Source organism: Clostridium nigeriense (assembly GCF_050585265.1).
GTDB lineage: Bacteria > Bacillota > Clostridia > Clostridiales > Clostridiaceae > Clostridium > Clostridium nigeriense_B.
Genome location: NZ_JBNOOE010000002.1, coordinates 21,838 through 34,461, shown reverse-complemented (window position 1 = coordinate 34,461; position 12,624 = coordinate 21,838). Strand labels below are relative to the sequence as shown.

Below are 12,624 nucleotides of genomic sequence, written 5' to 3'. Positions count from 1 at the left end.
TTATATTATAATATAAATATTATTTAAATTATAATATTTTATTATGTTATTTAGAAAAGTGAGTGTTATTTATATGAAAAAGATTTTAATACTAACAACTTCTACTGGTGAAGGTCATAATCAAGCTGCTAAATCTATATCTAGCACCTTTGAAAAATCTGGATACGAAGTCATAACTCATGACTTTTTAAAAAGTAATAGTAAATTATTAACTCAATTATTTGTTAAGGGCTATGAAATCTCAGCTTCATTTTTACCTAAAACTTATGGATTTGCCTATAAATTAACGGATAAATCATTTACTAATAAACTTTTATCTTTAGTTTTTTCTTTTACTAAAATAAAAATAAGTAAACTAATTCAAGAAACTAAACCTGATATCATTTTACTCACTCACCCTTTTGCAGTTAATATTATGGGATCTTTAAAAAGAAAGGGACTAAATATTCCTGTTATTGTAATAGTCACAGACTTTAAAGCGCATGCTACTTACATGGATAAAAATATAGATGCATACATAACCGCTAGTGAAAATACTAAGTTTGATTTATCAAATAGAGGAATAGATTCTAGAAAAATATTTTCCTATGGAATTCCAATAAAGGATGAATTTTTTGAAAATAGGTTAGATATTAAAAATAGCAAAAATGATGATTATTTTAATATATTACTTATGAGTGGAAGCATGGGTCTTAAAAATATTTCATATGTTTTAAAGGAATTGATGAATAATTCTAATAAGCTAAGAATAACTGTGGTTTGCGGTAAAAATGAAAAGCTAAAAGAAAGTTTATTAAGAGAATATACTAATGCTACAAAAAATAAGAAACTTCATATTCTAGGCTTCTCAAAAGACATAGATTCATTAATGGAATATTCTGATTTAATTATTAGCAAACCTGGTGGATTAACAGTATCAGAAGCCATAAGCAAGAAATTACCTTTATTAATCCCTTTTGCAATTCCAGGACAAGAAATTCAAAATGTAGAATTCTTAACCTCAAATGGTTATGCTCTTTATATAGATAATTTATTAGAAATAAACTTAATTATAGATAACTTGATTTCTAACCCTAAGGAACTAGAAAAGATGAGATTGAATCTAGCTCATTTATCATCTTTATATTCTAAACAAAATATTGTTAATTTAGCTGATAAATTAATAGTTAAATAATTTTAAAGGTCTATGGGACAATCCCATAGACCTTTTATTTTTTCTCTATTTCACTTTTACTAAATGTATTTATAAACTCACTATTATTCTTAGTTTTTGAAAGCATATTTATTAGCTTTTCTGTAACATTTTCAACATTTCCATCTCTATACATAACTCTTCTTATTGAATAAGCTACTTCTTTTTCTTCATTTGATAAAATTAAATCTTCTTTTCTAGTACCTGATTTATAAATATCAATAGCAGGGAAAATTCTTCTTTCTTGAAGCTTTCTATCTAAGTGAACTTCCATATTACCAGTTCCCTTAAATTCTTCAAATATCATATCGTCCATTCTCGAACCTGTATCTACTAATGCTGTAGCCAGTATAGTTAAGCTTCCACCTTCTTCAACATTTCTAGCTGCTCCAAAGAATTTTTTAGGCATTATTAAAGCTCCTGGATCTAATCCTCCTGATAAAGTTCTTCCTGTTGGAGTTATAGTTAAATTATAAGCTCTAGAAAGTCTAGTTAAACTATCTAATAAAATAACTACATCTTTCCCTTGTTCAACCATTCTTTTAGCTCTTTCTAAAACCATTTGAGATACTTTTGCATGATTTTGAGGTTCTTCATCGAAGGTAGAATAAATTACATCACCATTTATAGATCTCTTCATATCTGTTACTTCTTCTGGTCTTTCATCTATAAGTAAAACTATAAGCTTAACATCAGGGTAATTTTTAGATATGTTTTGAGCTACTTTTTTTAATAAAGTAGTCTTACCAGCCTTTGGAGGTGCAACTATTATACCTCTTTGACCTTTTCCAATTGGACAGATTATATCCATTAGTCTTGATGATAAATCATTTTCATTATTAGTTTCTAAATGAAGTCTATCTTCCGGATAAATTGGTGTTAAAGTTTCAAAAGATTTTCTTCCTACAGCTCTTTCTGGATTTTCTCCATTTACTTTTTCCACATAAAGTAATGCTTTAAACTTTTCGCCTTCTTTTGACTCTCTAACTTTTCCTTGAACTTCATCTCCAGTTCTAAGGTTGAATCTTCTAATTTGAGATGGAGATACATAAATATCATTTTCTCCCGTTTGATAATTATTACATCTTAAAAATCCAAAACTATTATTTTCTAAAATTTCTAATACACCTTTAGCTGTATCAGATTCATTTATCATAACCTTTAATCTTTCTCTTTTTTCTTCCCTATCTTCTTCTTTATTTTCTTTATTTAAGTTAACATTCTCCTCAACTTTCACTTTAGGTGTTATTTTTTCTTGCAAAATAACTCCATTTCTTTCTATTCTTTTTGGAGAGTTATTCATAATTTCATCTATAAGCTCACTTTTTTTTAATTTGCTAATATTCTTTATATTAAGCTCCTTTGCTATTTCTTTCAACTCTACTAAAGTCTTCTTCTCGTAATTTTCTTTGTTCAAAATTACACCTCCATATTTTATTCATAAGTTCTATTATAATTATGGGAGATTTCAAGATTATTAAAGATATGGATACTCGAATTTATATATGTATTTATATTATGAATTAATCTAGTTAATTAATCAAGTTTATTTATTATTATTACCAAATTCTTTTCCTTTAATCTTAAATATTTAAAGGACTACCTTAATAAGCTAGCCCTTTAACACATATTAATTAGCTTTTAATTTCTTACTCTTTCTTAAGATATCATAAGAAATACATGAAATCAATACATTATATAGTAATAATTATCTCTTACTAGTGTCAAAAGGTTCACCTGAAGCCTTAGGTGCTTGTGATGATTTAGAAAATAAAACTAAAGCTATTAATGTTACTATATATGGGAATGTCTTCAATATCACTCCTGGTATTTTTGATAGTTCTGGAACTGCTTGAGATACATTTGCAATAGTTGATGCAAATCCAAAGAAAAAAGTTGCTCCAAGTATTCCAAGTGGTTTCCATTGTCCAAATATTAATGCTGCTAAAGCAAGGAATCCAAGTCCTGCAACTGTTCCATTAAATTCTCCTGAAAAAGTTAATAGCATTATTGCTCCGCCTAAGGCTGACATCCCTCCAGATATCATAACCCCTATATATCTCATTTTAAACACACTAATTCCAGCTGCCGCTGCTGCTTGAGGATGTTCCCCACAAGCCCTTAACCTTAGACCAAAACTAGTTCTATATAATAGAAATGCACTAGCTAATAATATTATCAACACTAACCAAGTAGTTGCATAAGTTTTTGTGAAAAATAATGGACCTATTATTGGTATTTGTGAAAGTACTGGTATATCTTTTGGAATAAATCCATTAGTTACTCTTATATTACCACTTCCTGTAATATTTCTTGCTAAGTAAATTGTCAATGCTCCTGCCATCATGTTTATAGCTGTCCCACTTATAACCTGATCTGCATTTAAATTTATACTTGCAAATGCATGAAGCAATGAGAATAAAACTCCAACTAAAGCTGCTACTATCAATCCTATCCATAAAGCTCCAGAAACTCCATTTGCCTGTAATTTAGAAACAGTTAAAGCTCCTGCAAAAGACCCAATTATCATAAGTCCGTCTAAGCCTATATTTACAACTCCACTTCTTTCACAATAAAGTGCTCCTAAAGCCGTAATCAATAAAGGAACTGTATAAGAAATTGCATATGGAAAAACTTGTTCAATTATATTCCACATTATTTTTCCACCACCCTTTCATTAGAATTATCATTTATATGAGACTTATCTTTCTTAGCTTTTTTAAATTTCTTAATTACTTTATCCATTATCATACTAGTTGCCGCAAAATAGATTATTGTAGCCATTATAGTATCTGCAAGTTCTGGTGGTACTTTTACAGCAGCATTCATAAATCCCTTACCAACATAAAGAATTCCAAAGAATAATGATGAAAAAATAACTCCAATTGGATTACTGGCTCCAAGTAATGCAACTGCTATACCATCAAACCCTTGACTTGGCATAACTCCAATTTGCATTATATTGGCATTACCTGTATATTGTATAGCTCCTGCAAGTCCTGACAATGCACCAGCTATCATCATAGATATAATTATATTTCTATTTACAGGCATACCTGCATATTCTGCACCAAATCTATTGAAACCAACAGCTTTTAATTCATATCCTAAAACCGTCTTATTTAAAATAAACCATATTATTAAAACTGCTATTAACGCTAAAAAAATTCCTAAATTTATATACGAACCTTTAAATATGTTTGTTAACCATTCCACTTTTAAGGTTGCTGATTCAGATAACATCCTAGATTCAGTTTCTAATAATTCTCCTTTAAAATATCTAGGTACCATATAATAAATTATCCAATAAGCTGTCCAGTTCATCATTATAGATGAAACAACTTCATGTACATTAAATTTAGCTTTTAATAATCCTGGAACTATTCCCCATAAAGCTCCGCCAACAACTCCAGAAAGGATAACTATTGGAACTAATATACCTTTAGGCAAGTCCACTGTTAATCCTACTGCTATTGAACAAAACCCTCCAAATAGCATTTGCCCAGGAGTTCCTATGTTAAATAATCCTGTTTTAAATGCAAAAGCAACTGATAATCCAGTAAGCATTAGAGGTGTAGCAGTGGCTATAGTATTCCCTATTCTTTCAAGGTTCATTAACCCACCTTTAAACAAATATATATAACCCTCAACAGGGTTAAAGCCCATAATTAACATTAGTAATGCACCTGCAATAATGCCTAGTACTATTGCCATTATGGATTTAATCCCTTGATTTTTTTCCATTACCTTTCACCTCTCTTTATCCCTGTCATCATTAACCCAACTTCATTTTCATCTGTTTCAGATGCATCTACAATTCCTACAAGTTCACCATTATTTATTATAGCTATTCTATCTGAAAGGTTTAATATCTCATCTAATTCAAGAGATACTAAAAGTACAGCTTTTCCACTATCTCTTTGTTCAACAAGTCTTTTGTGTATGTATTCTATAGAGCCTACATCTAATCCTCTAGTTGGTTGAACGGCAATTAATAAATCAGGATTTGATTGAATTTCACGTCCAATAATACCTTTTTGCTGATTACCTCCTGATAAAGATCTTGCAATAGATTTTCCACCTTCACCTGATCTTACATCAAAAGTTTCAATAATTTCATTTGCATATTCTGTAATCTTACCTCTGTTTATAAGCCCACTCTTTGAAAATGATTTATTTTTATAAACTTTAAGAGCCAAGTTATCTTCTAAATTATAATCTAAAATAAGTCCTCTTTTATGTCTATCTTCTGGAATATGTGCTATTCCTTCATCTATTCTTTTTCTAATAGAATCCTTTGTAATATCTTTTCCTTTAAAGAATATTTTTCCTTCTTCTATATGTTTCATCCCTGTTATGGCTTCTACTAATTCCGTTTGACCATTACCTTCAACTCCAGCTATGCCAACGATTTCACCTTTTTTAACTTCTAGATTAAAATTCTTTAATCCCAAAACCTTTTTATTATTTTTTACGTATAAGTTTTCTATTTTTAAAACTTCTTCTCCAGCATGAGCTTTTCCTTTTTCAACGCTAAAAGATACTTGTCTACCAACCATCATCTTAGCCATATCAGCTTCTGATGTTTTCTTAACATCAACAGTTCCAATGTACCTGCCTCTTCGTATAACAGTACACCTATCTGCCGCCTCCTTGATTTCTTTTAATTTATGTGTAATTAAAATTATTGATTTACCTTCTTTTATAAGATTTTTCATGATTAATATTAAATCTTCAATTTCCTGTGGTGTTAAAACTGCTGTTGGTTCATCAAAAATAAGAACTTCTGCATTTCTGTAAAGCATCTTAAGAATTTCAACACGTTGTTGCATACCAACAGATATATCTTCAATTTTTGCATATGGATCAACATTTAATCCATAAACCTTAGACAATTCTTCAATTTTCCTTGCTGCGCTCTTTGTATCAATTGTTAAGAATTTCTTAGGCTCAATACCTAAAATAATGTTTTCAGTTACAGTAAAGTTTTCAACTAATTTAAAATGCTGATGAACCATACCAATTCCTAACTCATTAGCTATATTGGGATTTGAAATATTAACTTCTTTCCCATTTACTTTTATTACCCCAGCATCCGGGCTATACATACCAAATAACATTCCCATTAATGTAGATTTACCAGCCCCGTTTTCTCCTAAAAGAGCATGAATTTCCCCTTTTTTAAGCTGTAATGTGACATTATCATTAGCTACAATTCCTGGAAATTCTTTGCGGATATTAAGCATCTCTACTATATACTCCATACAATTCACCACTTTCTTTTTATAATTTTAAAGAGCTGTCACACAAAAAGCCCTAATTAAGAATTTAAAATTAAAAATGAAGAATTATTTATGTAATTCTTACAGAATTACTAAAATTAATTTCCTTATAAAAACTCTTTCAGGAGTTTTTCCATTAATTTTTCATTCTTCATCCTTAATTTTTCATTGTGCGACAGCTCCTAATAATATATTAAAACTAATACTTATATTAAAATGATTAATTTCCAGGTTCTATTAATCCATCTTTTTGATCAGATACAACTATCTTTCCTTCTTTAATTAATTCAGTAATTTCTGAAACCTTATCTTGAGTTTCCTTAGAAAGATTAGGATTTTCTTCTGGGATACCTACTCCCCCTGATTTAACATCAAAAGTTAAAGTTTGTCCACCAGGGAATTTTCCATCTATTTCATCCTTTATTATATCGAAGGTTGCTGTATCAACTTTCTTAACAGCAGAAGTTAATATTATTGATTTATTTTCTGCTTCGTCATATATACCATCATCATATTGGTCAACATCAACACCAATTATCCAAGCTTCTTCACCCTTTGCAGCTCTGGATTTTGCTTCATTAATAGCTCCAACTCCAACTCCACCAGCTGCAGTAAATATTGCCTTAACTCCTCTATCGAACATAGTAGCAGCTAATTGTTGTCCACCTGCAACATTATCAAATGTTCCTTCATATATAACATTTTCTTCCTTAATAGTCACATTAGTTCCTAAATTTTCATTTGCATACTTAACACCTTGTTGGAATCCCCAGTTAAACTTTTGTGGTGCTGGTATTTGCATACCACCTATAAATCCTAGGTCCCCTTCTTTTAATTCTAAGGCTGCTGCAGCCCCAACTAAAAATCCTGCTTCATGTTCTGCAAAGTAAACAGCAACTGTGTTATCTCCAACTTTTTCAACATATTCCTCTCCTGATTTTCCATTGTTAGGAGAAGCGTCAATTATAACAAATTTAGCATCTGTATATTTATCTTGTGATTGGAATAGAGCTGTTCCAAATTTATATCCAGGAGTAACTATAAATTTATAATCTGTATCATAAAGATTTCCTATTTCCTTCATATAATCTGCTTCAGTAGTCCCAGCTGGTTTTATATAATTGTTATCGACCCCTAGTTCATCATGGGCCTTTAAAATTCCTTCCCAAGTACCTTGGTTAAATGACTTATCATCTATAGTTCCTGCATCAGTAACCATACCTACCTTAAGATCAGTTTTTGATTCACCTGTGCTTGATCCTCCGCTACCATTACCACATCCTACTAGGCCTGTGACCATAAGTGCTGAAAGCGTTAGTGCTATTAGCTTTTTTTTCATGTATAATCCCTCCATAAAATAATATATAGCAAACTTTGAAATTCAAAGAAGTGCTCAAATTTAAAATTTTAACTTAAGTTATAGCAGTATCTCCCAAGAATTTTTCCTTTATCCCCTTAAAGTTATCTTAGGTAAAATATAATTATATCTATTCTTCTTAATTATACTAGAATTAAATTTCATTTAATATAATATTTGTTAATTTTTCTAAAAAAATCTGCATATATTAAATATTACTTAATATTTAAATTAATTACTTTATCAAATTTTAATTTCTTAATCTATTTTAAATACAAAAAAGTGATGTACTTTTTTATAATACATCACTTTTTTTATATTACTTTTCCTTTAATGCTGCCTCTATTAATCCAATAAATAATGGATGTGGTCTATTTGGTCTAGACTTTAACTCTGGATGGAATTGAACTGATACATACCATGGATGATCTTTAACTTCTACAATTTCAACTAATCTTCCATCTGGACTAGTTCCAGTAATGCTCATTCCAGATTCGCTAATAGCTTTTCTATACTCATTATTAAACTCATATCTATGTCTATGTCTTTCATAAATTAAATTTTCTTTATAAACATCATAAGCTCTACTATCCTCTTCTAATTTACATGGATAAAGACCTAATCTCATTGTTCCGCCTAAATCTTCAATGTCTTTTTGATCTGGCATAATATCTATAACAGGATATTTAGTTTCTGGATCTATTTCAGCACTATTAGCATCTTTATATCCCAATACATTTCTAGCAAATTCAATTACTGAGCATTGCATTCCAAGACATATTCCAAGGAAAGGCTTCTTATTAACTCTTGCATATCTTATAGCTTCAATTTTCCCCTCAATTCCTCTATCTCCAAATCCACCTGGAACTAATATACCTTGACAATCACTTAATAATTCATCACTATTTTCTAAAGTAACATCCTCTGCATTAATCCATTTAATTTCTACATTAGAATTATTAGCTAATCCTCCATGATTTAAAGCTTCAACTATAGAAATATATGCATCATGTAATTCTACATACTTACCAACTAATGCAATTTTAACATTTTCTTTCAAGTTTTTAACTTTCTTAACCATTTCAATCCATTCACTATTATTTATGTCTCTACATCCAAGCTCTAGTTTTTCACAAACTAATCTATCTAACCCTTCATTATGTAACATAAGTGGAACTTCATATAAATGCTCAGCATCTAAGTTTTGTATAACACATTTAGCTTCTAAATTGCAGAATAATCCTATTTTTGCTTTCAAGTCATCTGATAATTCTTTTTGAGATCTACAAACAATTATATCTGGCTGAATTCCTATACTTCTTAATTCTTTAACTGAATGTTGAGTAGGTTTAGTCTTAAGCTCTCCCGCTTTTCCTAAGTATGGTACTAATGTAACATGAATAAAACATACATTTTCTCTTCCAACTTCATACTTAATTTGTCTTATTGCCTCTAAGAATGGTTGGGACTCTATATCCCCTACTGTTCCACCTATTTCTGTTATTACTACATCTACTTCTTTTTCTTTAGAAACTCTATAAACTCTTTCTTTTATGGCATTAGTAATATGAGGAATAACTTGAACAGTTCCTCCTAAGTACTCTCCTCTTCTTTCCTTAGATATAACAGACCAATATATTCTTCCAGTTGTTACATTATTATTTTGACTTAAATTTTCATCTATGAATCTTTCATAGTGTCCTAAATCTAAATCCGTTTCAGCTCCATCATCAGTAACAAAAACTTCTCCATGTTGATATGGACTCATTGTACCTGGATCAACATTTAAATATGGGTCAAATTTTTGTATTGAAACTTTTAATCCTCTATTTTTTAATAATCTACCTAAAGATGCTGCTGTTATTCCTTTTCCTAAAGAAGATACAACTCCTCCAGTTACAAATACATACTTAGTTTTCATAATACTCCTCCCAAAAAATAAAATTTGTATTTATTTTCTTGACACTAATCACCCTATTTGATATAATCATAATTACCTCACTATTTATAATGGGTTTATAATGCCTAAATTCAATAAACTTTATGTTATCATATATAAACAAAAAAATCTAGTATTTCTTGTTTTATTTTTAAATAATCTTATTTAATCCTTCTTGAATTTCAAAATACATTTCTCTAAATTCTTTATTTACAAGAAATTTTTCTTCAGCCTTATCCATATTATACTTAATACTTTTATCACTAATTATATCTAATACCTCTTTTATTTTATCCTTTTGAAGACATTTATAATTTTTCAATAATAATAAAAATATATATTTATTTTCCTTTTTCTTCAGTTTTTCATTCATTTCTTTTACTTCAATGCCTAAATATGATGCTAAAACATTCATAACTATAGTAACCTTATCAAGTTTATTATCACAACTCAAAAGACAATCACCCCCTTATTTTTCTATATTATTTCCATTTTCTATAAAACTTATTCATAAAACATTGGCTGATAATATATTTTGTATTATCACTTAATAATATTCCTTATTAAAAATAAAAAATTACTTCTATATAATTTTGATTATTTCATCACTTTACTTTTAATTGGATGTTGAATTTTTCCTAGACAACAAAATAGAGTATAGAAAAACTAATCAATAATGTTTTCTATACTCTATCTATTAGAACATTTCATATTAACTTGTCTTTACACTTACCGCAAGTTTAGTTGTAATTGGCGGCTGTCCTGCAAGCTCCATTGAATACTTTGCTGTAATGTCTCCACCATTCTCATTAATATCAACTTTTAAATCTTCAGTATGGATTTGTAAATCTAACACCCCATATGGTGTATTATATAATGATACGGAAGTTTCACCTTTCTTAAAATCCATTTTAGCACTTATTTTTCCTTCTCTTTCAAGAACTAATTTATCATTTAACATCGTTAAAGTTGTTGTCGTTCCATTCATACCAGATAACTCTGTTTCTTCATATACAGCCTTAAATCCATCTTCAGTAACTAAAAATTCACCAGGAGTTACAACTTCTATTACATCATTTTCGTCTAAATCATTAAAACTTCTTAAAGATATAACTGCTTTCTTTTTCATATATATTTATAGATAAAGCTATTAAAGCTTAATCTAAATTCCCTCCCTTCTTTTATTATGTAATTAATCTCTATATGTTTGTCTATTTTTCTTTTATTACCTATATATATCATATAGTTTAATTATAATATTTAAATTAATCAAGATTTATTTTTAAATAGTATTTCAAATAATTTAAATTTAAATTTAATCTTATTCTCTGTAGGCTTATCACTATCTTTATTACTTTCTTCCTTGCTTTCTTTATTACTATCCTTGTTACTATCTTTATTACTTTCTAGTGTATTTATTATAGCTTTAGAATCTACTACTTCTTTAGTGCCATCTACAAAGCAAAGAGGAGGAAACATAACACACCACCAGTTTTGACCTTCAGCTTCTCCAATTAATATTCTGTAGGCTTCATATTCACCTTGAGGGAATACAACATCTCCATATACCTTATCGGGAAAATTTTCTCTAGATAAAGTGCTAGTTACATTATAAGAATATCCATTTTCAATTACTACAGACTTAGCAATGCTCTCTATGTCACTTTTATTATCAATTAAAAACTGTCTTGCTTCATCTAAACTTTTAGCATCTTTTAAATTACTAGAAACAAATTCAACTACCTTATCTCTTACTTTTAACTTTAAACTTTGATCTTCATCTGAATCACTATTTGCAATTACATGAAACCTAATTATCTCATTTACTATATCCTCATAAACTAATTCATTATCTAAATTAAAGCCTTGTCCATTTTCAATGCTTGTACAACCACTCAAACTTAAAATAATTAATATTAAACTCACTACAAGAATCTTGTTTCTCATATCAAAACCCCCTTACAGCTTTAATTATTGCCAAATTTAGGAGGTTTATACTTAAATTTTAAATTGTTCTTGTAATAAATACATCATTATATTTCAATTTCATTTTTTCAAAACATTTTTGAGCCTTAAGCATATCATCAAAAAATGCAAAAACAGTAGGCCCACTACCACTCATCATAGCTCCTATAGCTCCAGTATTTTTCATTTCTTCTTTTATGTTTATTAGTACTTTATGCTTTCTTAAAGTAACATTTTCTAATAGGTTCTTCATATTATTAGAAACAAATCTTAAATCTCCGTTTTCTATAGCTTTAATTAAAGCTTCTGTATTAGGATGACTTCTGACCTTTCCTAAATCAAAATCTTGATAAACACTTTTTGTAGAAACTCCAAAAGGTGGTTTAACTAAAACTAAAATTTTATCTTTAAATTCATTTAGTTTAGTTACCTCTTCTCCAATTCCCTTACATAACGCTGTTCCTCCCTTTATACAATAAGGCACATCAGCTCCCAACTTCAATCCAAGTTCCATTAACTCTTCATCACTAGCATTAACCTCAAAAAGCTTATTCATAAGCTTTAATACCGCAGCCCCATCTGTGCTTCCTCCTGCAAGTCCAGCACATACCGGAATATTCTTTTTTATATTTATATTAACTCCACTATGTATATTGTATTTTTCCATAAATAATTTAGCTGCTTTGTAAGCTAGATTTCTTTCATCTGTAGGTACATAGGGTTTATTACATTTAATAGTAATATCTTTGCTTTGTTTTTCTATATTTATTTCATCATATAAATCTATAGCCTGCATTATCATTTCTAATATATGGTATCCATCTTCTCTTTTTCCAACTATATCTAATGATATATTTACCTTAGCATAAGCCTTAATCCTCATACTTTT

11 protein-coding genes are annotated in these 12,624 nt (G+C 29.1%); 1 reads left to right on the top strand and 10 read right to left on the bottom strand.

Annotation, left to right across the window (positions count from 1 at the left end; genetic code table 11):
- Nucleotides 1–73 precede the first annotated feature (73 nt).
- Entirely contained in the window at nucleotides 74–1,174 is a 1,101-nt protein-coding gene (locus ACQPVP_RS01850) for an MGDG synthase family glycosyltransferase (protein WP_430846700.1), read from the top strand.
- Between the two features lie 34 nt (nucleotides 1,175–1,208).
- On the opposite strand, the gene rho is transcribed toward ACQPVP_RS01850, so the two are convergent.
- The 10 genes from rho to ispE all read right to left on the bottom strand — a co-directional run bounded on the left by rho (nucleotide 1,209) and on the right by ispE (nucleotide 12,618).
- Nucleotides 1,209–2,609 carry a transcription termination factor Rho gene (gene rho / locus ACQPVP_RS01845; RefSeq protein WP_430846698.1) on the bottom strand — a complete coding sequence of 467 codons (1,401 nt, stop codon included), beginning with the start codon at nucleotides 2,607–2,609 and terminating at the stop codon, nucleotides 1,209–1,211.
- 291 nt (nucleotides 2,610–2,900) lie between these two features.
- A complete protein-coding gene (locus ACQPVP_RS01840) occupies nucleotides 2,901–3,848 on the bottom strand; it encodes an ABC transporter permease (RefSeq protein WP_430846696.1) in 948 nt (315 codons plus the stop codon).
- The gene (locus ACQPVP_RS01835; RefSeq protein ID WP_430846694.1) at nucleotides 3,848–4,936 is read right to left on the bottom strand and encodes an ABC transporter permease; all 1,089 of its coding nucleotides are present in this window, start codon (nucleotides 4,934–4,936) and stop codon (nucleotides 3,848–3,850) included. The genes ACQPVP_RS01840 and ACQPVP_RS01835 overlap by 1 nt, the downstream gene beginning before the upstream one ends.
- Nucleotides 4,936–6,456, bottom strand: coding sequence for an ABC transporter ATP-binding protein (locus ACQPVP_RS01830; RefSeq protein ID WP_430846692.1), 1,521 nt, complete (start codon nucleotides 6,454–6,456; stop codon nucleotides 4,936–4,938). The genes ACQPVP_RS01835 and ACQPVP_RS01830 overlap by 1 nt, the downstream gene beginning before the upstream one ends.
- Nucleotides 6,457–6,694: 238 nt before the next feature.
- Entirely contained in the window at nucleotides 6,695–7,813 is a 1,119-nt protein-coding gene (locus ACQPVP_RS01825) for a BMP family lipoprotein (protein WP_430846690.1), read from the bottom strand.
- A gap of 337 nt (nucleotides 7,814–8,150) precedes the next feature.
- The gene (locus tag ACQPVP_RS01820; RefSeq protein ID WP_430846688.1) at nucleotides 8,151–9,752 is read right to left on the bottom strand and encodes a CTP synthase; all 1,602 of its coding nucleotides are present in this window, start codon (nucleotides 9,750–9,752) and stop codon (nucleotides 8,151–8,153) included.
- A 169-nt stretch (nucleotides 9,753–9,921) separates the two neighbouring features.
- On the bottom strand, nucleotides 9,922–10,224 hold the full coding sequence (locus tag ACQPVP_RS01815) for a hypothetical protein (protein WP_430846686.1): 303 nt from the start codon (nucleotides 10,222–10,224) through the stop codon (nucleotides 9,922–9,924).
- A 258-nt stretch (nucleotides 10,225–10,482) separates the two neighbouring features.
- Nucleotides 10,483–10,899: a DUF1934 domain-containing protein gene (locus tag ACQPVP_RS01810; RefSeq protein WP_430846684.1), complete on the bottom strand. Its 417-nt coding sequence runs from the start codon at nucleotides 10,897–10,899 to the stop codon at nucleotides 10,483–10,485.
- Between the two features lie 140 nt (nucleotides 10,900–11,039).
- On the bottom strand, nucleotides 11,040–11,717 hold the full coding sequence (gene spoIIR, locus ACQPVP_RS01805; protein WP_430846682.1) for a stage II sporulation protein R: 678 nt from the start codon (nucleotides 11,715–11,717) through the stop codon (nucleotides 11,040–11,042).
- 58 nt (nucleotides 11,718–11,775) lie between these two features.
- Nucleotides 11,776–12,618 carry a 4-(cytidine 5'-diphospho)-2-C-methyl-D-erythritol kinase gene (gene ispE / locus ACQPVP_RS01800; RefSeq protein WP_430846680.1) on the bottom strand — a complete coding sequence of 281 codons (843 nt, stop codon included), beginning with the start codon at nucleotides 12,616–12,618 and terminating at the stop codon, nucleotides 11,776–11,778.
- Nucleotides 12,619–12,624: the final 6 nt, after the last annotated feature.